Source organism: Priestia endophytica (genome assembly GCF_026790145.1).
GTDB lineage: Bacteria > Bacillota > Bacilli > Bacillales > Bacillaceae_H > Bacillus_I > Bacillus_I endophytica_A.
This window is the reverse complement of the sequence record NZ_JALAMS010000043.1, coordinates 1-21833: the sequence shown is the minus strand read 5'-3', so window position 1 is coordinate 21833 and position 21833 is coordinate 1. Positions and strand designations below refer to the sequence as shown.

General features: G+C 32.8%; 23 protein-coding genes and 1 pseudogene. 11 read left to right on the top strand and 13 right to left on the bottom strand.

Translation table 11 applies throughout. The features are described from left to right. Nucleotides 1–201: 201 nt before the first annotated feature. On the top strand, nucleotides 202–1476 hold the full coding sequence (locus tag MOC86_RS23105) for an MFS transporter (protein ID WP_268586288.1): 1275 nt from the start codon (nucleotides 202–204) through the stop codon (nucleotides 1474–1476). Between the two features lie 240 nt (nucleotides 1477–1716). Here MOC86_RS23105 and MOC86_RS23100 read toward each other — a convergent pair whose 3' ends face one another. Continuing rightward, on the bottom strand, nucleotides 1717–2979 hold the full coding sequence (locus MOC86_RS23100; protein ID WP_268586287.1) for a dicarboxylate/amino acid:cation symporter: 1263 nt from the start codon (nucleotides 2977–2979) through the stop codon (nucleotides 1717–1719). Between the two features lie 194 nt (nucleotides 2980–3173). Next, nucleotides 3174–3290 (bottom strand): annotated as a pseudogene (locus MOC86_RS23095) (IS6 family transposase); the annotation flags it as partial. A gap of 425 nt (nucleotides 3291–3715) precedes the next feature. Here MOC86_RS23095 and MOC86_RS23090 point away from each other — a divergent pair. Together MOC86_RS23090 and MOC86_RS23085 are read left to right on the top strand one after the other, a co-directional pair. Further along, nucleotides 3716–4141, top strand: a complete 426-nt coding sequence (locus MOC86_RS23090) for a hypothetical protein (RefSeq protein ID WP_268586286.1) — start codon at nucleotides 3716–3718, stop codon at nucleotides 4139–4141. A 342-nt stretch (nucleotides 4142–4483) separates the two neighbouring features. Then, the gene (locus MOC86_RS23085) at nucleotides 4484–4903 is read left to right on the top strand and encodes a hypothetical protein (protein WP_268586285.1); all 420 of its coding nucleotides are present in this window, start codon (nucleotides 4484–4486) and stop codon (nucleotides 4901–4903) included. A gap of 426 nt (nucleotides 4904–5329) precedes the next feature. On the opposite strand, the gene MOC86_RS23075 is transcribed toward MOC86_RS23085, so the two are convergent. The 5 genes from MOC86_RS23075 to MOC86_RS23055 all read right to left on the bottom strand — a co-directional run bounded on the left by MOC86_RS23075 (nucleotide 5330) and on the right by MOC86_RS23055 (nucleotide 10088). Then, nucleotides 5330–6130 (bottom strand): SDR family oxidoreductase, encoded by an 801-nt coding sequence (locus MOC86_RS23075; protein ID WP_268586307.1) that lies wholly within the window; start codon nucleotides 6128–6130, stop codon nucleotides 5330–5332. 188 nt (nucleotides 6131–6318) lie between these two features. Next, a complete protein-coding gene (locus MOC86_RS23070) occupies nucleotides 6319–6702 on the bottom strand; it encodes a VOC family protein (protein ID WP_268586284.1) in 384 nt (127 codons plus the stop codon). A 121-nt stretch (nucleotides 6703–6823) separates the two neighbouring features. After that, the gene (locus MOC86_RS23065; protein ID WP_268586283.1) at nucleotides 6824–7387 is read right to left on the bottom strand and encodes a dihydrofolate reductase family protein; all 564 of its coding nucleotides are present in this window, start codon (nucleotides 7385–7387) and stop codon (nucleotides 6824–6826) included. Between the two features lie 526 nt (nucleotides 7388–7913). Then, complete coding sequence (locus tag MOC86_RS23060; RefSeq protein WP_268586282.1) at nucleotides 7914–8411, bottom strand: hypothetical protein; 498 nt, start codon at nucleotides 8409–8411, stop codon at nucleotides 7914–7916. A 501-nt stretch (nucleotides 8412–8912) separates the two neighbouring features. Beyond that, complete coding sequence (locus MOC86_RS23055) at nucleotides 8913–10088, bottom strand: site-2 protease family protein (RefSeq protein ID WP_268586281.1); 1176 nt, start codon at nucleotides 10086–10088, stop codon at nucleotides 8913–8915. A gap of 350 nt (nucleotides 10089–10438) precedes the next feature. Between MOC86_RS23055 and MOC86_RS23050 the strand changes: the two genes are divergently transcribed. The 3 genes from MOC86_RS23050 (at nucleotide 10439) to MOC86_RS23040 (ending at nucleotide 12887) form a co-directional block, all read left to right on the top strand. Further along, complete coding sequence (locus tag MOC86_RS23050; RefSeq protein ID WP_268586280.1) at nucleotides 10439–10786, top strand: cupin domain-containing protein; 348 nt, start codon at nucleotides 10439–10441, stop codon at nucleotides 10784–10786. Between the two features lie 183 nt (nucleotides 10787–10969). Then, a complete protein-coding gene (locus MOC86_RS23045) occupies nucleotides 10970–11455 on the top strand; it encodes a DinB family protein (RefSeq protein WP_268586279.1) in 486 nt (161 codons plus the stop codon). 604 nt (nucleotides 11456–12059) lie between these two features. Further along, nucleotides 12060–12887, top strand: coding sequence for a glycerophosphodiester phosphodiesterase (locus tag MOC86_RS23040; RefSeq protein WP_268586278.1), 828 nt, complete (start codon nucleotides 12060–12062; stop codon nucleotides 12885–12887). Nucleotides 12888–13501: 614 nt separating this feature from the next. Here the strand turns inward: MOC86_RS23040 and MOC86_RS23035 are convergent. Next, complete coding sequence (locus tag MOC86_RS23035; protein ID WP_268586277.1) at nucleotides 13502–14407, bottom strand: putative RNA methyltransferase; 906 nt, start codon at nucleotides 14405–14407, stop codon at nucleotides 13502–13504. 434 nt (nucleotides 14408–14841) lie between these two features. On the opposite strand from MOC86_RS23035, the gene MOC86_RS23030 reads away from it, so the two are divergent. After that, entirely contained in the window at nucleotides 14842–15069 is a 228-nt protein-coding gene (locus MOC86_RS23030; protein ID WP_268586276.1) for a hypothetical protein, read from the top strand. Nucleotides 15070–15148: 79 nt separating this feature from the next. Here MOC86_RS23030 and MOC86_RS23025 read toward each other — a convergent pair whose 3' ends face one another. Both MOC86_RS23025 and MOC86_RS23020 read right to left on the bottom strand, forming a co-directional pair. Then, complete coding sequence (locus MOC86_RS23025; protein WP_268586275.1) at nucleotides 15149–15544, bottom strand: DUF7010 family protein; 396 nt, start codon at nucleotides 15542–15544, stop codon at nucleotides 15149–15151. Further along, entirely contained in the window at nucleotides 15505–15783 is a 279-nt protein-coding gene (locus tag MOC86_RS23020) for a hypothetical protein (protein ID WP_268586274.1), read from the bottom strand. The genes MOC86_RS23025 and MOC86_RS23020 overlap by 40 nt, the downstream gene beginning before the upstream one ends. A 526-nt stretch (nucleotides 15784–16309) precedes the next feature. On the opposite strand from MOC86_RS23020, the gene MOC86_RS23015 reads away from it, so the two are divergent. Together MOC86_RS23015 and MOC86_RS23010 are read left to right on the top strand one after the other, a co-directional pair. Beyond that, complete coding sequence (locus MOC86_RS23015; protein ID WP_268586273.1) at nucleotides 16310–16924, top strand: hypothetical protein; 615 nt, start codon at nucleotides 16310–16312, stop codon at nucleotides 16922–16924. Between the two features lie 619 nt (nucleotides 16925–17543). Further along, the gene (locus MOC86_RS23010; RefSeq protein WP_268586272.1) at nucleotides 17544–18374 is read left to right on the top strand and encodes a hypothetical protein; all 831 of its coding nucleotides are present in this window, start codon (nucleotides 17544–17546) and stop codon (nucleotides 18372–18374) included. Between the two features lie 497 nt (nucleotides 18375–18871). On the opposite strand, the gene MOC86_RS23005 is transcribed toward MOC86_RS23010, so the two are convergent. Next, nucleotides 18872–19189 (bottom strand): hypothetical protein, encoded by a 318-nt coding sequence (locus MOC86_RS23005; protein WP_268586271.1) that lies wholly within the window; start codon nucleotides 19187–19189, stop codon nucleotides 18872–18874. A gap of 382 nt (nucleotides 19190–19571) precedes the next feature. Here MOC86_RS23005 and MOC86_RS23000 point away from each other — a divergent pair, with 382 nt between their 5' ends. Both MOC86_RS23000 and MOC86_RS22995 read left to right on the top strand, forming a co-directional pair. Beyond that, on the top strand, nucleotides 19572–20078 hold the full coding sequence (locus MOC86_RS23000; protein WP_268586270.1) for an RNA polymerase sigma factor: 507 nt from the start codon (nucleotides 19572–19574) through the stop codon (nucleotides 20076–20078). Further along, a complete protein-coding gene (locus MOC86_RS22995) occupies nucleotides 20063–20974 on the top strand; it encodes a sigma factor regulator N-terminal domain-containing protein (RefSeq protein ID WP_268586269.1) in 912 nt (303 codons plus the stop codon). The genes MOC86_RS23000 and MOC86_RS22995 overlap by 16 nt, the downstream gene beginning before the upstream one ends. Nucleotides 20975–21126: 152 nt before the next feature. Here MOC86_RS22995 and MOC86_RS22990 read toward each other — a convergent pair whose 3' ends face one another. Continuing rightward, nucleotides 21127–21507 carry a hypothetical protein gene (locus MOC86_RS22990; RefSeq protein WP_268586268.1) on the bottom strand — a complete coding sequence of 127 codons (381 nt, stop codon included), beginning with the start codon at nucleotides 21505–21507 and terminating at the stop codon, nucleotides 21127–21129. Beyond that, entirely contained in the window at nucleotides 21507–21704 is a 198-nt protein-coding gene (locus MOC86_RS22985; protein WP_268586267.1) for a hypothetical protein, read from the bottom strand. Before MOC86_RS22985 ends, MOC86_RS22990 begins: the two co-directional genes overlap by 1 nt. Nucleotides 21705–21833: the final 129 nt, after the last annotated feature.

Below are 21833 nucleotides of genomic sequence, written 5' to 3'. Positions count from 1 at the left end.
TTTAATTCAATAAGAAAAACAAGGATTTAACCTACATACCTCTTCCAAATAAATGTAAACTTTACACCAGAATTTTATTGGCTATACTTTCTGAATATTCTATTATATATTAAATAAATAAAACATAGTTTTATATATAAAACAACATAGAGAAATGTGAATAAAGATTTATTGATGACACAATTTAAGAGGAGGATTTTAATGAAGAAGATTTCATTACAAAAGAGATGGTTAGGAGTTTTAGCACTATTAATGATTGTTATTATTGCCTACATTGATCGAATAAACGTTTCTGTTTTAATCACGAATAATGATTTTTTAAGAGCATTTGAACTCCACGACGATAGAATTCTGCAAGGTCAATTGATGACGATTTTTTTAATAGGCTACGGATTGTCAGCTTTTTTTATAACACCAATTTTTGAAACTTTTTTAGGATATCGCCGCGGATTGATTCTTAGCATTCTTTTATGGGCTATTTTCACTGCAATCTCACCTCTTGCAGGTTCGATATTTATTTTACTGATTTTCAGAGCTATTCTAGGGGGGAGCGAAGGACCTCTTTTCTCTTTAAAAACGATGTACATTAATGAACACTTTAACTCCCATGAAAGAGGAAAGCCAAATGCAGTTAGTTCAATGGGGGTCTCTATCGGTCTATCCATTGGATTTCCCATTGTCACTTTTCTAATTTATCAATTTAGTTGGGTATCATCTTTCTATATATTAAGTGCTCTTAATATATTAATTGGGCTACCACTCATTTTATTTTTCATTCAACCATCTAAACAACATCAGAATAAGGGTAAAAAATCTGTCAAGCAGTTAACTAATACTTTTACTACCGCGTTGAAAACACCAGGGCTTATATGGGTACTCATCATCGAAATCGCTACACTAAGTTATCTATGGGGAAGCAGTTCATGGTTACCAGCATATTTATTAGATGAAAAAGGTTTTTCCATTAAACAGATGGGCATTGTCTCTTCTTTACCATTCATCTTTAGTATTTTATCCAAATTTTTGGGTGGATATATTATTGATCGGATTGCCAACACAAAAATGACCATGATATTTTTTGTTGGCGGATTGTCTACTGCTTTGTCCATCATCTTAACGATCACATCGAACAACATAATCATAATTATTTTAGGACTTATACTAGCCAATGGTTTTTGGGGAATTCAAGGAGCTGCCATTCCAACATTGGTTCAACATTTATCTGATCCCACAAGTGTAGGAAGTACATATGGAATACTCAACGGACTTGGGAACTTCGTCTCCGCCTTTATCCCGGCTATCATGGGCTACATTATTAGCTTAAATGGAAACGACAATATTTCATCTGGCTTTTATGTATTAATTGGTACACAATTAGTCATTGCCATTTGTGGGCTACTTTTTACTAAAACCAAGCATGTAGCTATGTTAGAACATAATATGACAAACAGTATTGCTACAAAAACTCCTCACTAGAAATATAGAATTTAAACAAAGGTGGCTTTTATAAAAGCCACCTTTGTTTTATATCTTCCCCAAACATATTTTATATTAACTAGTGTTTACACCTTATTACAAAGCATTTGTAGCTACTTTTACATATGTGTTATAAGGTTCTGGTGCAGTATCTAAAGAGGAACTATTCCATTTATTGATTATTATTTAAAACAAAAAGCAGGAAAAACAGATAGTAATCTTTTTTCCCTGCCTTTTCATTTAGGCGACTCTATTATTATTCCTGATTTTATTAATCCAATCTTTACCTTCTGTAAAACGTGTAACAAGCATTGCTGTTACTGTATTTCCCGTACTATTTAGCAGTGTCGCAGGAGCATCAATAATCGTTGAAATGACAGCAATGATTGGCAGCACTTCTGGTGAAAAGCCATAAATCGTAATAATTAACATTTCACCAATCATCCCGCCTCCAGGAATAGCTCCCATTACCGCGCCAACCAAAAAGGCTACGCCTAAAATACTGAGAATACTTGGAGCAGACGTCATATCTTTGCCAAATAGACTAAATAAGAAAACAATCTTTAGAATGCCACCGATAACAGAACCATCTTTATGCGTGTTTGCTCCTAATGGAATAACCGTTTCAGCAATATCTAACGGTACACCCATTTTCTTCGTTGCATCTAAATTAACTGGAATAGATGCGGCAGAAGAACAAGTAGCAATAGCTGTAATAGATGGAGCAGCTGCATTTTTCCAAAACAGCTTAATTCCTGCTTTGCCACCAGCCATCCATGCGTATAGAGTAAAGAAACCAAAATAGTAAACAATTGCAATTAGTAAGTAAAGAATGAATGCCCTAGCATATCCCTGCAAGATTTTTGGACCTAGCTCTCCTACGACAGTAGCAAAATAGCAACCTAACCCAATTGGAGCATAGTACATGACAATTTTAACAACTTTCATTGATACTTCTTGACCAGAAGTCAAAAATTTAGCCATAGGTTGTCCTTTTTCTCCAGCCATCGTCGTAGCGATACCGAAGATGATGGCAAAGACAATTAATTGTAAAATATGTTCTTTCGAAAATAAATTTACAAAATCAGGGACGGTAAACGTATTAACAAGCTGATTTAAAAATGTCGTTTTCTCTGCTGGATTTTCACTATCTCCCATTAATTCTTTAATGGCAGAAGTATCTACGTTGTGTAACGGATTATAAAGAGATGCTCCTATAAATCCTAAAACCGCTGAAATAGCAGCAGTAGTGATGAAGACAACAGCAATACCTAGCATAATTTTACCAAGGCGTTTCATTTCGTTCATGTTTGCAATCGCAGAAGCGACACTGAAAAAAACAAGTGGCACAATAATCATGAACATTAAATTAAGAAATAAATCTCCAAAGGGCTTCACAACTGCTACGTCTGGCCCGACAGCATATCCAGCTATCCCCCCAATTAAAATGGCGACAAGCAGAATAAGAGATGATCTGTACGTTTTGAATACACTTAAAACCATAACTATACCTCCTCCAAATAACAAGTGCTTACTCATTGACAACACAAGAACTTTTATGATTTACCCCATCGTATAAGAAGTAAAAATATGTGTATATCTTTTCGCACCCCATATTTATATATTTCAAATTACATTTTACCATGAGCAGTTAATAAAAATTTGTTCTGGTACAAAAACTTCAAGGTAGCCAGATTCTCCATCATTTCCATCGAACTACGAAAGCTCAAGTCGTATCGTAGGTACCATCTAACCTTTAATAACATAATACCAGGCTGATAGAGCTTCCTTTTGAACAAATTTTCCTTTTCCATACCGATCCATACACCTTTTTTAGAGTAATAGTCCCAGTATGTCCAAGATTTAGAGATTACTTATAATGGTTCTGAAGCTTTTGCCCCAGAGCTAATTCTTTTTCATATGAAATTGAAATTTATATATTCTAAATAAATGACTGTGGCGCATTCGTAAGAGTATACCTAAAGGAAAAGACACATTATGTTAACTGAATTTGTATAAGTATGTATGTCTCTAATATCTCGTTCAATAACCTATATTTCTGATGTTTTTCGCATTATCCTTAAATGTCAAGGTAACCAAATTCACAGAATGACAAGTCTTTTATTACAAAACAACAAATAGAAAAAATCAGGTATAACCTCTCATGAAAGGATATGTATAATATGTTAAAATTTTTAGAAATATCAAAATATAAAAACATTAAAAAAGAGAGGTAATTATGAAGAAAATTAAAATGTTGGTCATGTCATTAATTGTTGTGTTATTCGTCCCTTCTTCTGTATTTGCAAATACTGTTCCGCAATATGGTAGCGGTGATTGGGATTCTCTAGGAAGCGATGAATTTACCAATCAAAGTAAGATCTTTCTATCAGGTGGAGGCGATTTTAAAATGTGTCTCAGTTCTAATAGTCAACCAGGCTATTATCAGTTATTTGAAGAAGATCCGTATAATCCAGATGATGAAGTAATATCTAATGGTATTAAAGGTACCTACTTTAAAACAGCAGGTACAGATAGTAATGATTTTGATTCAAATGGCTGTCATGTCTTTAAAAATATCGGTAATTATGTCGATGGTGATCAAGCCGAATTTTATCTTGCCAAATATTCTAGCGGAAATTCCACTGTAACAGCCTGGGATTGATTTATACTAGTCAAAGAGGATTAGGATAATTGGTCATTAGAATGTTTCCTAGAACGATTGTTATAGGAACAACCCTTTTGGATATTCCAATTCTTTTCATTGACGATAATCTTCCTCATACTCATATTAGCTAGATTTGTATAGAGTATGCATGTCTCTAATATCTCATTCAATAGCCTATATTTCTGATGTTTTTCGTATTAACCTTAAATGTCAGGGTAACCAAAACCCAAAAATAGCAAACCTTTTATTACAAAACAACAATGGGAAAAAAATCAGGTATAACTTCTCACAGAACAAATGTGTTAAAAATTTCAAAAACATTAAAAGAGAGAGGTAATTATGAAAAAAATTAAAGTGTTGGTCATGTCATTGATTGTTGCGTTGTTCGTCCCTTCTTCTGTATTTGCAAATACTGTTCCACAATATGGTAGCGGCGATTGGGATTCTCTAGGGAGCGATGAATTTACCAACCAAAGTAAAATCTTTCTATCAGGTGGAGGCGATTTTAAAATTTGTCTCAGCTCTAATAGTCAATCAGGCTTTTATCAGTTATATGAAGAAGATCCATATAACCGAGATGATGCAGTATATTCTAATGGTATTAGAGGTCTCTATTATAAAACAGCAGGTAGTAATGATTTTGATTCAAATGGTTGTCATGTCTTTAAAAATATCAGTCATTATGTCGATGGTGATCAAGCCGAATTTTATCTTGCAAAATACTCTGGCGGAAATTCCGTTGTAACAGCCTGGGATTGATTTATACTACTCATCAAAGAGAATGAGGATAATTGACCATTAGAATGCTTCCTAGAACGATTGTTATAGGAACAATCCTCTTGGCTATCCAATCCTTTTCACTGCCGATACTCCTTGTAGTGTGAACTAAGAAATTAGATATTATAAAGTAAGACAGAGCTTCCACACCGAGGAATCTCTGTCTTTTTTAGTAAACTGTGTTAAGAATAGAAACAATTTAAAGATGGAGTTTTATTATTTTTCACCTCTACCGAAGCCCCAATTTGCTGAACTTCACTATCTGATTTGGTATAGGGAAACTCCCAATCGTTACCATCAAAATCTGTTACGAAAAAGTTACCTTGAACAGCATAGCAACATTTGGTTTCCCTTTCTCCTCAATCGAAAAATCCGTCTTTCTCTAATAGAATTGACTTTTTGTTTCACCTATCTTTTAAACCCACCCTCTGAATGGATGATTTGACCTGTAATCCAATCCGCTTCATTACTCACTAGAAACTTTATCGTTTTTGCAACATCTTTTGGTTCACCTATCCTACCGAAAGGAAACAATGGTTTTAGGTGACTTTTAATCGGTTCTGTCATCCACCCCGTATCAGTTGGTCCTGGATTTATGGCATTGACTGTTATCCCCAAAGGAGCAAGTTCTGCTGATAGCGTAATAGTTAAAGCGTCAACAGCACCTTTTGTCGTTGCATAGGCTAATTCGCCAGGCATTGGTCCTTGAAATTGTCCGGAAGTAAGATTGATGATTCTCCCTCCCCTGTTCTTATTAAACTTTTGAGCAAATTGAATACTTAGAAGTGTTGTCGCACGAACATTTACCATATAATGTTTATCTAATTCTTCTGCAGTTAAGTTAGAAAACTCGGTATTTGTTGAGAATGCTGCGTTATTAATTAAGATATCGGGATGACCAAGTTCTTTAATAACTCTATTTAAAAGTTTTTCAGGTGCATTAGGATGAGATAAATCTAGCTCCATACATGACACTCTGACCCCTTTTTGCACGAGCTCTTCTTTTAATATCATTGGCTCATCTAATTCAAAGTCCCAAGGCATTTCTTTATCATAATCCGTCCAATAAGTAAAAAATATATGATATCCTGTTTCGGCTAACTCTCTACAAATAGCAGCCCCTATGCCTTTTAGACGACTTGCTCCTGTTATAATCGCAATCTTTTCTTTTAAGTGATTCATCAAAATATCCTCCATAGAAGGACGCATAGATAAGGTCATCGGGAGATATAGTTGTTCCCAAATAAAAAAGACAGATATAAAAACATTATCTATCCCCTAACAAGGGGGAGATTCCAAACTATGCAGTCCTTGTAAGATTATAATTGGTCTAATAAGAATGTAGAATCGTTCTCTTTCACCGTTACAGGATACGCACCAAATCCTATTCGATAAAGTTACTTCTGAACTATCTGAATAAGGTTGCCGCATGTATCATCAAAGACAGCCAGTGTGACTTCGCCCACTTTTGTCGGCTCCATAGTAAACTTCACGCCTTGTTCCATTAGTCGTTTGTACTCTTTACGAACATCTGTAACACCAAACATTGTTGCTGGAATGCCTTCATTAAATATCTTCTTTTGATACTCTCTAGCAGCTGGATGGACATTCGGCTCGAGCAAGAGCTCCGTACCGCCTTGATCATTAGGAGAAACTAGCGTTATCCACCTAAATTCACCGACGGGAACGTCCTCCTTTTTTACAAAACCCAGCGTTTCTGAGTAAAACTCTAGTGCCTTGTCTTGATCTTGTACAAATATACTGGTAACTATGATTTTCATACTGTTTTTGCCTCCTTTAAAATTTGCGACGAATCGATTTCTGCTACATACATGAAACAATATTGCTGTAGTTTCAAAAAACTCTATTATTAAGAATTCAAGTCTTCCATATTATTAATTCCTATTTAATATGATAGATTAGTTGCACAACACCAGAGGAGAACGTTCTTGTATTAACCACTTTTAAATTCAACCTTTTTTTTATATCAATAAACAACGGTTTTCCTTCTCCCAAAATAACAGGGTGCACAGATAATCTAAATTCATCAACAAGCCCTAAATTGATAAATGTTGTGATTAGACTCCCTCCGCCATATAGCCAGATGTCTTTACCAGGCTTATTCTTTAATTTATTTACTTCTTCAATAATATTATCATTTATAAATATTGCTTTATTATCAGTCCCTTTTTGCGTTCTGGAAAACACATATTTTTCTTTACTATGAACTAATTCCCAAAGTTCTTTTTCAGTTTCAGTATCTTCAATTTCTGGAGTAAATTGTCCCCATAAATCGTAGCTTTTTCTTCCATATAAAATAGTATCAATTTGATTTAAGAAATTAATAAATCCCATTTCAGAATCCATGATGCACCAATCAACTTCTCCATTTCTCCCTTCAATAAAACCATCTAAAGTAACTGCTAAATCTAAAATTATTCTTCTTGATTTTACGTTATTGCACATCATTTTCTCTCCCTATAATCATTTAGGTATTGTTTCTTCCACCAAATTTTTTATATTTTCATTATTTACAGCCTTTATTTTTGAATAGAGCTACTAATTTTACCAAACTAGCATATACCTATAGTTTAAGTGCAATTCCCTTCAAATACCATACTATCATTTCTATTAAGTATTCAATTTCCCTTAAGATTCTTCCTCCATTAAATGGCCCAATTGCTGAATAGAAAGAACCCATATTTCAGTACAGAATTTCTGTTCAAACACTTCCATAAATGATTCGTCTTTTCTTAGATTCGAAAAAGTATATCTAAAGGAAGTAAAAAAGCGCAAACGCATTGGCAACCAACTGGTTTGTGCTTTTTTACTTCCTCGAACATATTTTATATAAACTAAAAATGAATATCTTATACAGTCCAAAAATAGAAACACCTACTGGATTGTAAACAGTAGGTGTTTTCTGTTACCTATCAGCTTTTAAGCGTGATACTTTACTTATCTTGAGTAGGTTGCTCATAGATATAGAATTTTATTTATGATGTAGTAAGTGCTTCTTTATCACTTTTATGTGAACAGGAAGAATAAGACTGAATACAATCAAATAGGCAATGATGGAAAAAACGAAAAAGCCCCAATTTTTCATTTTTAAATACCCTGTTTGTATCATTATCCATTCAATTAAAGTTGATAATAACGTAAAGAGAAGAACAAGAATCCATTTGTTAGTTTTCTTGGCATAGTTTAGATAAATAACAGAAAGTGATGAAGGGATAAAACTATAGCTTGCAAATTCACCAAGTCCCGTAATTTTAGGATTACCTAGATCTACCCAATCTAACATGCCTCCCACTACTGTATCAGAAATCCAAGCTACATAACCTACAACGCCAAAAGTAATATAAAACTCTAACCAGTTAATTCTTCTTTTAGGCATAAAAAGGGAAAAGAATAATAATAGAAGTCCTACAGAGATAGGAAACCAAATGCCTTTTGCAGATAAATCTAAATTTTGAATGATTGAGTGCATATTTAGACACCTCTTTTTTGAAGGTATATTTATTTTCTCCTATTTATTAGGAACTTATTAATTTAACCCTCAAATGAAGAAGCAGGTTATAACATGTTGTTTTCTGCCGATAAATCACATGATGTGAATTAGAAGCGAATATGTTATACATATAAAAATAAAAGATTTCCACCGTATAAAGTAAAATCTAAAGAAGTAAATTTATTTAAAATACACAGGGAGGGAACAACGAATGGAGGTATTCATAAAATCTCTTATTATCTTGGTTTTAACTTTCCTTAGTGTCATTAGTTGGGGCGCATTTTTTAAAGATAAAAGAGCATCTAATATCATAAATTAGATGCTCTTTTTAGTACCTAGAATGTCTGTTATGTAAAGTAAAAACTACCTATATATTAATATGTAGGACGACCTGTTAATTCGAATAGTAAATGCATCAAAAGAAAAAGACTACCTCTGCATATTATGTATCGTGGGATAGTCTTTTTCCTTTTTGTCTTATTAACGATTAAAAAATTCTCGCGCTTCTGGATGCATATGGAGCAATTCTTTGCTGACATCTAGACATACAGATAACACAATAATAAGGGCTATATAAATGATAAACGTTATGGCTCTCGACTTTGTACTTGTTGTACGGTAGCTCTCTGCATACTGTAAATCGGTTTCTTCTTGTGTCAGATACTCTTCAAGTTGTTGTAGGAAGGTTTCCGATGCCTTTTGATAAAGGCCATAGTCCTCTAATTCTTCTTGTAAGCGAGCTTGAGCGAATTCATCTAATGGCTCCCCTTCTATTACAACCGGTTTTCTTAGATTTACATTTTGAACAGTTCCCCTAAACTCCTCATAGAGTTGTGCCACTTCTAATTGCACTAAGCTATCTTTTTCAAGATTAAAATCACGAATAGCCTCTCTAAATAAATGAGGCTCTTCTTTAACTTCTTGAAGACGATGATAAAGTATGCGAGCTGCCGTTACTTCTTGTTTATCTTTATCTAATGTCTTATTCTTTTTATGGAAGTACCATAGGTGAATAACTCCTAAGATCGCAATAATGGTAGCTAAAACGGAGTGTGTATAGATAACAAAGGCAGTAATAAGGATAAGTCCCAAAAACCATAATTTTGTGCTAATTCCCCCTACTATCTTTCCTCCATCCAACCCTCCAAATGGAATTAAGTTAAATAGGTTAATCAAGGAACCAAATGATAGGACAACCAACCACAAAGAAGATGCCGTAGTTAGATATAAGAGAATAGGTGGAACAAGTGAAAGAACGCCAAATACGGGACCCATATACGCAATAAACGCCATTTCCGCTGCGCTTTTTGGCATTTTCTCCATACGTACGGCTGCTCCAATAAAGGGAATAAATAAGGTCGGTTTTACAGAAAGACCTCTCATCTTACAAGCGACATAATGTCCGAGTTCATGAACTAACAGTAAATAAATCAAGGCAAAACCAAACTTCCATCCATAAACAAGTCCATAGGCACCTAGTGAAAGTATCATAGAAATAAGAGTGGACAACTTGGCAAATTTTAAAATGGCTAAGAGCCACTTCATTTTCCCTAAGCCTAAGAGAACAATCCCTCCTATCACTCCCCAGGTACCTTTATTTTTATTTTGCTTTTCTTTCTTTAACTTCTCTTTCTTCAACGTTGTTCCTCTACTCAATCAAAAACACACCTTTATGTCCATTTATTTTTCACTCTTCTATTCCTTTAAATCAACAGGAAGAAACAATAACAAGATAACACAAAATACTTTCCATATGGTTACAAATAAGTGTTTTCTTATAATAAATATTCATCATATAGATTTAGACTTAAAATCTATATGATTTTAAGTCTGTAAAATTTCACATAAACGGAAAAGAAAAAGTACAATTTCGTTGGAAACCAACAGGCTTGTGTTTTTTTACTACTTATACCATGTTTTATGCAAACTGGAAAGGTATGATAGATACACCATAGTAAGTGTAGTAAAATAAAGGAAGAACACTAAAATGGCAAAGGGGAATGTAAATGATAAGGAAAGTAGATTTAGAAAAGATTAACCTTCAGGAAATTACAAAGAATATTAAAGATCAACATGTGAATTTTGCTGTGTCTGATGTCAATAATCACTGTCTTCGTATTGCCGTATTTTCAGGTGAATACAAGTGGCATTACCATTCTAATTCTGATGAACTATTTATGGTTTTAGAAGGTGAGTTGTTAATTGACTTCGAAGATAAGGATACTATCGTTTTAAAACCAAATGATACATTACTTATTCCAGCTGGAACTGCACATAGAACTAGAGCTAAACAAAGAACGGTAAATCTCTGTTTTGAAGATAAAAACGCTGATACTATCATGATTGATAAATGAAAAATAACATAAACATTGCAAAAGACATTTAAGATAAGACTTAAATGTCTTTTGCATATACAAACATAGATGCCGATAATCTGTGTAATTCACACTATTTTTAAGGTTATCTTTCACAATTTAATGTACAATTAACATTACAGGCTTAAAAAATCGCAATATTCAAACATAGGAGAAATAGTTATGAAAAAACAAGAATACGATTGGGTAAAACAAACAAGACACATTTTATTAGATCAGTGCAAACAATTAAACGAAGGAGATTTTACAAAAGAGCTTGGGTTCGGTTTTCAAAGTGTCAGAGATTCTTTAATTCATGTGGCAGGTTGTTATCATGCGTGGCTTGGTTCTTTTGTATTATCACAAACTAAAAACCCTTTATTAACAAAAGAAGTGATTAGTAATATGAAGATAAACGATATTCAAATCTATTTCGAACAAGCAGATGTATATGTAGATGCTGTATTTAAACAATTTAGTCATAAATTCGATGATGTTATTGAAAGAGAACTTTCCTGGAAGCCAGGCAGTGGTATTGTCAAGAAAACGCCTCATCAATTGCTACTACATTCCATTACACATGAGTTTCATCATAAAGGTCAAATTGTAGCCATGCTACGTCTACTGGGATACACCCCTAACAATACGGACATCTTAGGATTACCTTAACTTAAAAAGAGATTATATTAGTTAATATAAGCAATAAGTATAAATAACTGCTTTTGAAGACCATCTGGAAAAGTATACGTAAAGGAAAATGGATATCACCTGCCATTCAATCATTTCTGGACATTGCAAGACATGCATTTCAATAAGAACATTAACTATTTAGTATATAGCAAATAAAAAACCCTTTGTTTATTATTTTTTATTTACTGCCTTTACCTATAATCTAAAAGCTACTTATGAAGCAGCCAAGTTGCTATCTCATATATAATATGCCTACGAAGAAAAAACAACCTTTCTCCTTTCGCATGAAGGTCGTTTTTTCTTTTTCTGTTTATATTAGCTTATAAGGGATAAGGTTTTCGAACAATATAGTTAAGAAACTGTTGCATCTCTACTTAACTATAGAGATGCAACAGTTCAGTAAAAAACAGTAGAGAGATCCTGGTTTTTCTAATAAATAGTAAGTTTGTAAATAAAATTAAGTCAAAATGTCTACTTTTATTTACAAAATCATTATTTAGATGTAAATATAAATACATACTTCAACAACATTCTTTTTCTAAAATAATATTGGTATTCATATTTTAGATGGGAGATGAAGAACATGAACAAAAAATTATTGGCAGGGGCCGGATTAGCATTTACTTTGTTATTCAGTCCACTAAGTCAGGCTTTTGCAGCAGAAACAACGGGGGATTTAAGAAAGGTTGATAATGTTGCCCATCGCGGTGCATCAGCATATGCACCTGAAAATACGATTGCTGCTTTTGATAAAGCAGTAGAAATGAAGGCGGACTATATAGAAATTGATGTTCAAAGAAGTAAGGATGGCAAACTAGTTCTTATCCATGATACGACAGTTGATCGTACAACAGATGGATCTGGAAAGGTTGGAAATCTCACGTTTAAAGAACTAAGAGACCTAGATGCAGGCAGCTGGAAAGGTGAGCAATTTGCAGGGGCACAAATCCCAACATTTGATGAGATACTTGATCGTTACCATGGGAAAGTTGGAATATTAATAGAATTAAAAGCTCCGGAGCTTTATCCTGGGATTGAAGAAAATGTAACTAAAGAATTAAAAGAACGAAATCTTGATAAACCACAAAATGAAAAAATAATTGTCCAATCATTTAATCATAAATCAATGAAAAAAATGAATGAGCTTCTTCCCAAAGTTCCAATTGGCGTTTTAACATCTTCAAGTGCAGACACAACAGAACAAGCCTTACAAGAATTTTCGACTTATGCTGATTATTTTAACCCAAGCTATGGAATTGTTACTGAAGATTTAGTAAATCAAGTTCACTCCCTTGGTATGAAAATTGGGTCTTGGACAGTACGTAGTCAAGAGGCCGCATCTTTTTTATTAGATGTGGGAGTTGACGCCATAATTACGGATTATCCGGATTATGTAGATCCAAGAAACTAATATTTTTGTATAATTGTTAGAGAAAAGCATTTCAAGGCTACTTTTTCGATTCTGATGCAAATATATACTACTTTCTAAATGTAGCTTTGTAATAAAATTTGATTAAAAACACCTCACAAGTCCATATTTTTTAATAAATAAAAAGAACAATTATCTTCTTCAAAGAAGAAACTCCTACTTTATAAAAGCATGAGGAGTTTTTTCTTTTTTAGCCTGTATATTATATTACGAAGTTTATTTACATAAATTTTATTATAGGACTCAGATTTTGCATTTAATAAAGTTATACCCTGCAAAACAGAAGATAATTGCAAAATTCGGGCCTATATTTGTGTGTGTTCATTACAATAACTACTATAGGTTTGTGGGATTACCTCCTATTTTTTCACTAATCCCCTTGTTGATGATTTACTTTTCTTTCATCTAAAATGATTTCTCTTTATCCTGTTTTTATACTTTCTTTCCGAATAGAAAATCCCCCTATACCTACACAACCACCCTTGTTGTACTTTTATCTGTATACAATCCTTAGTAGATAAACTTTACATAACACACCTTATCGGTAATAAACAGAGGAGAGCTTTCTTATTAAAAGCTCTCCTCTGTTTATTATTTCAACTTTCTCTTTTTATTTTCTTTTTACCAATTAATATTTCTAAATTAATGGTTATATTGTAAAAATCCTTTTCCATAAATAAGTTCATTTTGTCTTTCTTCACCGCCCATGTCAAAGGCGTCATTTTGAGTAACGATTGTATAGAAGATTTATTTAATATCATTTTATAATATAAGTTTGAACGACTTAACAAATCGAAATTTTCTTTAAATCGTTCAACCGTTTCCTTATTAGAATAGGATTGCTTTTTATCTTCACTAAAAAAAGCTTTTCTTAATTCTTTCAAATATCCTTTTTGAGGAACAACCTTAATTATTACTCCATCATCTTTTAACAGGCGGTTAAATTCTCCATAATTTGAAGGAGACAAAATATTAAGGATAACATCAAACTGTTTATCTTTAAAAGGCGTATTTGCAAGATCAGCAGCCACCCAAACCTTGTTATTATAACTTCGGGAAGCTACTAAGACGCCTTCTTTAGAGATATCAATACCTACTCCTATGACATTCCTTTTCTGATAAGATTTAAGCATGTTACAGGTAGTAGATAAATGAGAACCTTCCCCACATCCCATATCAAGTATAGATATGTTTTCTTTTTTTACATGGCTTTCTTTATTTATAGAATTAACAATGGTTTGACTTAGTGGTTCAAAAAACCTGTCATCTACAATAAGTTTTTTTCGAGCTTCAAAAAGTTCTTTATTATACTTCGTTTTTATTGGATGAATCATTAAGTTGAGATACCCTTGTTTAGCAAAATCAAAGGTATGATTATTTGAACAAATTAAACTTTTAAATTCACAAACTCTCATAGATGAATCACAAATAGGACACTTGAAAATGTGTTCAAAATTGCCTACATATTGTACATTCTTTAATTTTTTATTCTTTCTAGTCAAAGAAGACACCTCATTCATTCGTTTTATAGATAAATGAAAAAGGCATAGACAAATAAACCCACAGCATATTTTTTAAAAAATATGAGTCGGTTTTAAAAGTAGTCTATACCTTTCATTATCTATAGCGAATGAATTGAATAATCATAGTAAAGAACTCCTTTGAAAATTAAAAATGGGTTTTAACCCAATAAACATATTAACAATTTGTCGTTCTAATAGCAAATACTCATTAATAAAAAGCAACTACCTGAGAATTCAAAAGTGTATACTCTATTCATTTTTAGTTAACATAATGTTAATTATAAGAAATAAATATGACAGATCTACCTCAAAGGTATTTTTTTATAATCTAGTATGATATGTGAAGGTAAACTACATTATTTGGTTTCTTCGCACCCAAGGTTTCCTTATAATGAGGAAGGATGTATGTATTAATGAGCATAACCGAGATCAAAGACATGCTTAATAATCTGATTGAATATGAAGACTGCACGATTATACATACTATCCCTGGTTTAATGGAATTATGTTATTGCAAAGAATCTAGCGCTTTTCAAGTTACTACATTTGCTGACGGGAATGTTTTCTCATATTATGATGTAGAGACTGCTTCTGATGCATTATATAGAGCTTTAAATCCTGACAAAAAAGAAGACATTTAATGGGGTCTTCTTTTTTGTATACGGTAGGTGAAATTAGTTTACATAAGCTAAATTATTGGTAGTGAAAAGTATATTATAATCACGTGGATATTTTACTATTTCCATTGCGATTATGGACCATACTAAGCATCCTAAATCCTTTAAAGCAAACTATTAACCCGGTCCCCCATAATATTAAAGCTGATTCAAAACCTACAGAGACCCACCATGCCATGATTTGATGATCTCTTATTATTATTTTCACAGGAAAAGTTAGCATTACAATAGTTGCAAGTAAGCATAGAAGTGCACCTGTAATATAATAAATTCGAACCTGAAAAAGATAAGCTAGAGGAAAGAAATGGGCACCGACGATAAGGGCCATAATAGGAACAAATAAATGTAAGTGATCAGTAGATACACAGATAACGGCAGCAAAGGCAATCAAAAGACCTTCTAAGCTAAAAATAATACCAAACCATCTGTTTGTTTCCAACGAGCCCCATCCTTTTTAATCAACTCATTTGACAATTCATTTGAATTCTTTATTAATCTAATTGCACCAATAAACAATAAGATACCGATACATAATGACAGAGTAACAAGACCAAAAGAGCCCCATCCTTGTACCCCTCGGATTCCAATTCCGGACCAAAGAGTACCAAAAAAACTCATAAATATAACTCCAGAAGCAGTACCACGTATGGCAGCCTTTGGAATGGTACTTTGAGACATATGTTGTGCCCTCCTTTTCTATCACATTCTAAATTGTATTATTTTTCTAGTTTTAAAATTAATTATATAATATTCTATGGCATTACCTTAGGACATAGAATTATATAATAGAAAAACTACTGGATTCTAAACAGTAGGTTTCTCTATTTTTAGAATGTATACGAACTACACAACTAGTTATTACAATCTACCTTCAAGGAAGTAATAGAAGCTCAAACTCATTGAATTACAACGGGTTTGAGCTTTTTCCTCTTAAAGTATACTTTTACAGACGTTTGTTGTTTTAGAATAAAGTTTGATAGGAAGTTTACAATAAACATTTTTTAGGATATTATATCTATCCTTAACATATTTTACACGTATCTTGAAGTATCCCCCAATAGTTCAATTACTTAATTCCTATTCTATAATTCTTGTAAATACTTTCTAGTTAATTGGTATGAATTACTATTTGTTCTGTTGTAAAAGAATTTTGCGCATAGTAACCTAGTGATGAAAATTAAAATTTTTATAGGAGGTAGAAAAAATGATGATGGACAAGTTAGTCAGAGTTCAGGCTGTCGGATTATTTGTTTTTGCGATGATGTTCGCTTTCTCATTTATACTTCCCTCTGCTTCTCATGCTGAAAATAGTGATAAAGTCAATGATAACGTTATAATTGAAAACAAAGAAATGATTACCATAAATGGTGTTGAATATTCCAAAGATAAAGATTTAGAGAAGTTCAATCGGATGAAAGAATTAGCGAAGTATACTATCGTGGATACAGATGGAAAGGTTTACGGTTATTCTTCAAAAACTGATTATGAAAAGGCACAAGGTAACTTTTCTGATAAGTGGAAAAAAGAACAAGCAGCCAATTCAGATTTGGGAGTAGCTAGTGCGCCTAATGTGAGCGAATTTTATAGCGATGCCAACTTTCAAGGATTTTTGTTTCAGCAAGGAGTAGGATTTGAGTGGAACATACCTGATAATGATACCATCTCTTCCATGAAAACTGCAGGATCTAGTAGTGGAACCCAAGTTTGTTACGATAGCTTTAGAGGGGAACCTTGTAAAACATTCCCGCCCGGTCAGGACATCCCTTATGTAGGTGATGGATGGAATGATCAAATCAGCTATGTAAATGTTCTCCATTAAAATGACATTTAAAGACCTTCATTGGTTAAGTTTTTGGGACCCAAATTATGAAGATGGTCAATTTCTGTTTATGATAAGATTAGTATGTCAGTAAAACAGTTTTTTAAAAAAAGATGATAATTTATAGCGAGGGCACTGAAAATTCCTTTTAAAGAGAAAAAGAAGCTAACAGCCTACTATATAAGGTAAAGGGACCTAAGCTACGATATACCACGAATTAATTTACAAATAATGTATACTAATGAAAAAACCTCGCTGGATTTCAACGAGGTTTTTCGTTTATAAATTCTCCTTTTTTAGCATATACAAACTGATTTTTTATATAAAATCAATTTTTTCTCTTAACTTTTGTTATGGTAAGATTTGATCCATCGTAGCTAACAAAGATTTTATCATCCTCTGCTGCGTGATTTCTTCAGCATCCTCTAAAAAACGGATATCTAAGTGATAGCTGTTCAAGTTTCTATAACTTTCGATTACTGCTTTCCTTAACCAATATGGAGGATGTTATTGCAGCAATAAATTGCGCTTTATCTATGACAGCGGGAGCTTTAAATAGGTTGAAATTTTAACACAACAGAATAAACGGACAAAATATTCGTCTTATCGGAGGTATCTCATGAAAGAATTAGCAATGATAATCTTTTCAGCCCTTATTTTTTTAACTGGGAGCGCAGAAAGTGGGGAGCTAGAGAAGTTAGAGGAGAAGTTAATGGCCAGAGTGAATCAAGACCAGCATATTAGTCAAGAGGGCAAGGAGATTATTAAGGAATCTGGAATACTAAAATACGAAGTAAAAACGTACAGAGATGAAATGGAGGTGGAAAAAATCAGCATTGAGGATGTGGAACACGAGGATCAGCAACCTTTTATTACGTTAGACATAAAAGAGAAAGGCAAAAAAGATGTGTATCACATAACCTGCGGGATAAACAACAGAGAGGACAAAAAGTGCGAGAGAATTAATGATAGTTATCTTCTGAACGTTGTAAGCTCTGGAGCTCGAAAAGAAATAGAACCGTATGTAAAAAAAGCTTTTGGAGACATGAATCCAGAGTATCTCATCGTGGCTGAGCCTGGAAAAAAAGTAAAGGCTGAGATGTTAAAAAGTAGGGAGTGGGATTATGACAACTATCAAAAAAGAGTGCCTGTGACCATTACCTTTCGAGTTGACGGATCCCCGAACGAAGCAATGTATGAAAAAATGGTTCATTTTTTAAAGGCCTTTAAACAAGAGGAAAATATAAAGCTTGATACCATCAATTTTTATTATATAAAAGGGCCGATTTCGCAGTATAAAGGCGATGAAACCATTAAAGCGCTCCAAGCAGATCAAGACAGCATCGACAATCTGAACTCAATAGACGAACTAAAAGAATTGGAGGTAGAAGAAGACGGAATCTGGAGTTATCTTTCTGTAAAAGAAGAGATGGTTCAGCAAGACCAATAAAGAAACCTATCCACCCTATATTTAAGAACTTGAAAGTTATGATAAAAACATTCTAACAAAACAACAATACCCCCTTATATCATGGGCGGAATTACTCCACTTCATGTTTCCATCCTTGATATAGTTCTATCTACTTCTGTATAATACGTACACTTTTAGTTCACATAATGTTGATTATCAGCAGCACAAAAGTACAGACTCGTTTGTTTATCAAAAGTTTGTACTTTTTCCTACTGTTATCATTTTGCAGGTGAATTTATGGGATCTATTACGCTAAGTTTGAGAATTATAACTAGTTTCGATTTTTACTAAGAAGAAACTTATTAAAAAGCCATTACCAGACCCGCAGTTTTGGACGGGGATAGTTTTTGCGTCTAAACCAGTGGTGTGACCCACACTATATAAAAGCGACTTCTTGTCGCACCATAAAACATGTTAACGGTAGTAAAAAAGCACAAATCTATTGATTAATAATGGGTTTGTGCTTTTTTCCATCCTTATAAATCCTCTGGCTTTTTAGCATGAATTTCTTTTATCGTATCTTCTTTGAGATATAGGACATAATCCATTATAAAATTCAAATCAATATCTCCCTTATCATAAGCAGCTGCCAAAGAATTGAACTTCTTTTCTAAAAAATAATGTAGTACTTCTTCTTTTATCCCTTTATCCTTAGCAATTTCAACAATGCTTCTATTCTTTCTCATTTCTTCAAATTCCTTATTGGATACACTAAGAAAAACACATAAATCTTTAAAATCTGTTTTGTATCTGTAAACCACTTTTCCCTCAGATGATTTTACATTTGTTGACATAGGGCTACCCATTAATATAAGAGATGATATAAATAATAAAGAGACGAACTTTCTCATGGTCTAGGCTCCCTTAATGTATGTATTGTTATTACCCATATGTCGGTAGCATTCCCTAAAAAACTTATTATATCAACCCTTATTAATTGATCTTTCTTACATAAAACATGAAAGAAATAAAAAAACACAAACTTGTTCAGCAGCAAATTTGTGCTTTTTATTTCGTTTATGCATACTTTTACGGACGGTTTTTTTATGTTGTATTTTAATTACTGCTATAAAAATTGAGTTTTTTTATTATAAATTTTAGAGTTTTCCATTTTCAATAAAAAGTGTATACATTTGTTGTTGTCTATTCGTTGTATAAGTATAGGGAGGAAAAAGGATGAAACAAGAAGATGAATTAGCCTCCTATCTTATCCATTTAGGAGAGGAAGTATTAAAGTTCTTACTCGCAAAAGGATCGACAAAAGAGGACGCGGAGGATATTATTCAAAATACTTTTTACAAAGTGTACACGCTATTAGATGACCTAACAGAAAACAATATTCGCCCATGGTTCTTTAGAGTAGCACTTAACGAGTACATTGATTTAAAGAGAAAGAAGGAGCACCAAAACATCCACTTAACAGAGAAAATTTATTCAAAGCTCCAATACACAGATGGTGAACTGGAGGCCCTTTTAAATAAAGAGGAGATTTTCTACTTATTAAAAGACATCAAAAAAGAATATAGGGAAGTTTTCTTTTTAAAGTATTACTATGATTTTTCATACGAAGAAATTGCAGTTATTTTGAATCTTAAAGCAAGTAGTGTGAAGCAAAAATTATTCCGTGCACGTAAGTCGATTCACTCAAAAATAGGAGGAAAACATAGATGGAACATTCGTTAAAAGATGCTTTAAGAAAAGCGAAGCGACGACAATTACTAAAAATTATTATCATCTCAATTATTGTGGTACTCATTACTTTACCTGTACTTTATAAAATAGGAAATTACTTTGCTGCAAAAAGTTCTACCAAACTTCATGAACAGCTCTTTTTACATAATGAAATTGCTGAACCTAATATTCAAATCGATTCTCAGGTTACGAGCAATTCTTCTATTTTTGGCGGTAATATTATTACAAATCGTTCTAAAAATGTAGATGGCTATTTAATACCATGGAGCACGCTTACAAGTTCATATGATTGGCTACGTGTTAATATTGATTATAACGAGTTAATACCAGGATCCTATCTAGAAGGTAAAGAACTCTATGAATATGATAAACAAACAAAGAATAAAGTGGCGACTTTTTACCATCCATCCATTCAAAAATATTATGACAGTATACAAAATGATTTAAAGGAAATTTTACAAATGGACAATTATGTAGCAGAAGTTGCACTTTCTTTTGACAAACCTTATACATTCCAGGAAATTGAGAAACAAATTCCTAATAACTTAAACATTGTGTGGCTGTATATGACCTCTCCAATTGTAGATGAAAGTAAAGGACCTTCTGGTATGCCGGTTTATGGTTTTAATCCATCTAGTTCACCAAAGGAGGCCTACCATAGCTTTATTAAATCCCTTAAAGAGTATGATAAAAATGGGAATGAAGAGACTATCCAAAACTTCTTACAGTCAAATAAAAATAAACCGTTTGAGGATGTCAAAGTTTTGGGAGTCATGGTGACAGGCCAAACTAAAAACTTTAAAAGTCTAGAAAATAAGAGCTTTATTCGCGGGGCTTCCGTAGGGGCCACTGCACAAATTGTTCCTTATATTAAACCAACAAAATAGTGAGCAGAAGATTGTATGAAAAACTTTGTTTTTAGGTGATTTAGGATACACAAAAACCACTTAACGTGACACTGCTTATTAATAGTAGAAATAAAATAACCTCTTTGAATTAAGTATCAAAGAGGTTATTTGGTTTATATGGCGATTATAAATTAAACTTTTTCTAGAAATGGGCTCTCAATGATTGTATATTTACGAGCAAACCTTTTATAGCTAATAGATACAGTGTTTTGACCTTCTTTGAAAACCAATTTGTTATGTTGTATATCTTCTTCTGACAATACATATCCTTCTTTGCTCATCATTTTAATATATGTATCTAAATGTCCTCTAGGAACGATATACAAAATGTCATTATCTACATTTGATGTCTTAGGTATATCTTTCCCTTTTATCTCTAATTGATAGATAGCTTTCATATTAGCAATGGGTCTATTCGTTCCAAATATATGTTCCCAATTTATGAAGATAAGGGACCACACAACCATGACAGAAATAGAAAAACTAATACCTATCCTCATCCCTTTTTTCATTAAAAGTTTCCTGTATTAAGCATCTTTTCTTGTTCGATCTGGTTTTGTTCTTCTGCTGTTAGGTGAACTTCAACATCCTTATTTGATCCTTCAGATGACAATGGTGAAATAACATTCTGACTCATAAGTAGGGACGTAGATAACCCCAAAATAGATGTACACATTAATACATGTTTTTTAATAATAATTTTAGACAATCCTTTCCTTTTACCAAATAATAGTTTCATCTTTAATTTTACATAATAGGAATTAAAAAACAATTAAAAATAATCTTTTCTATATAGAAGTACATAAATCTGATATATAAAGCTAGTTAACATAAGATG

What these genes read in the sequence shown, in the direction of transcription:
- MOC86_RS23075 (WP_268586307.1), bottom strand. Translation starts at nt 6,130, where the DNA reads ATGCGTCCTTCTATGGAGGATATTTTGATGAATCACTTAAAAGAAAAG.
- MOC86_RS23020 (WP_268586274.1), bottom strand. Translation starts at nt 15,783, where the DNA reads ATGTCTCAAAGTACCATTCCAAAGGCTGCCATACGTGGTACTGCTTCT.
- MOC86_RS23060 (WP_268586282.1), bottom strand. Translation starts at nt 8,411, where the DNA reads ATGCACTCAATCATTCAAAATTTAGATTTATCTGCAAAAGGCATTTGG.
- MOC86_RS23105 (WP_268586288.1), top strand. Translation starts at nt 202, where the DNA reads ATGAAGAAGATTTCATTACAAAAGAGATGGTTAGGAGTTTTAGCACTA.
- MOC86_RS23070 (WP_268586284.1), bottom strand. Translation starts at nt 6,702, where the DNA reads ATGAAAATCATAGTTACCAGTATATTTGTACAAGATCAAGACAAGGCA.
- MOC86_RS23100 (WP_268586287.1), bottom strand. Translation starts at nt 2,979, where the DNA reads ATGGTTTTAAGTGTATTCAAAACGTACAGATCATCTCTTATTCTGCTT.
- MOC86_RS23065 (WP_268586283.1), bottom strand. Translation starts at nt 7,387, where the DNA reads ATGTGCAATAACGTAAAATCAAGAAGAATAATTTTAGATTTAGCAGTT.
- MOC86_RS23040 (WP_268586278.1), top strand. Translation starts at nt 12,060, where the DNA reads ATGAACAAAAAATTATTGGCAGGGGCCGGATTAGCATTTACTTTGTTA.
- MOC86_RS23005 (WP_268586271.1), bottom strand. Translation starts at nt 19,189, where the DNA reads ATGTCAACAAATGTAAAATCATCTGAGGGAAAAGTGGTTTACAGATAC.
- MOC86_RS23015 (WP_268586273.1), top strand. Translation starts at nt 16,310, where the DNA reads ATGATGATGGACAAGTTAGTCAGAGTTCAGGCTGTCGGATTATTTGTT.
- MOC86_RS23045 (WP_268586279.1), top strand. Translation starts at nt 10,970, where the DNA reads ATGAAAAAACAAGAATACGATTGGGTAAAACAAACAAGACACATTTTA.
- MOC86_RS23085 (WP_268586285.1), top strand. Translation starts at nt 4,484, where the DNA reads ATGAAAAAAATTAAAGTGTTGGTCATGTCATTGATTGTTGCGTTGTTC.
- MOC86_RS22990 (WP_268586268.1), bottom strand. Translation starts at nt 21,507, where the DNA reads ATGAAAAAAGGGATGAGGATAGGTATTAGTTTTTCTATTTCTGTCATG.
- MOC86_RS23030 (WP_268586276.1), top strand. Translation starts at nt 14,842, where the DNA reads ATGAGCATAACCGAGATCAAAGACATGCTTAATAATCTGATTGAATAT.
- MOC86_RS23090 (WP_268586286.1), top strand. Translation starts at nt 3,716, where the DNA reads ATGAAGAAAATTAAAATGTTGGTCATGTCATTAATTGTTGTGTTATTC.
- MOC86_RS23050 (WP_268586280.1), top strand. Translation starts at nt 10,439, where the DNA reads ATGATAAGGAAAGTAGATTTAGAAAAGATTAACCTTCAGGAAATTACA.
- MOC86_RS23000 (WP_268586270.1), top strand. Translation starts at nt 19,572, where the DNA reads ATGAAACAAGAAGATGAATTAGCCTCCTATCTTATCCATTTAGGAGAG.
- MOC86_RS22995 (WP_268586269.1), top strand. Translation starts at nt 20,063, where the DNA reads ATGGAACATTCGTTAAAAGATGCTTTAAGAAAAGCGAAGCGACGACAA.
- MOC86_RS23010 (WP_268586272.1), top strand. Translation starts at nt 17,544, where the DNA reads ATGAAAGAATTAGCAATGATAATCTTTTCAGCCCTTATTTTTTTAACT.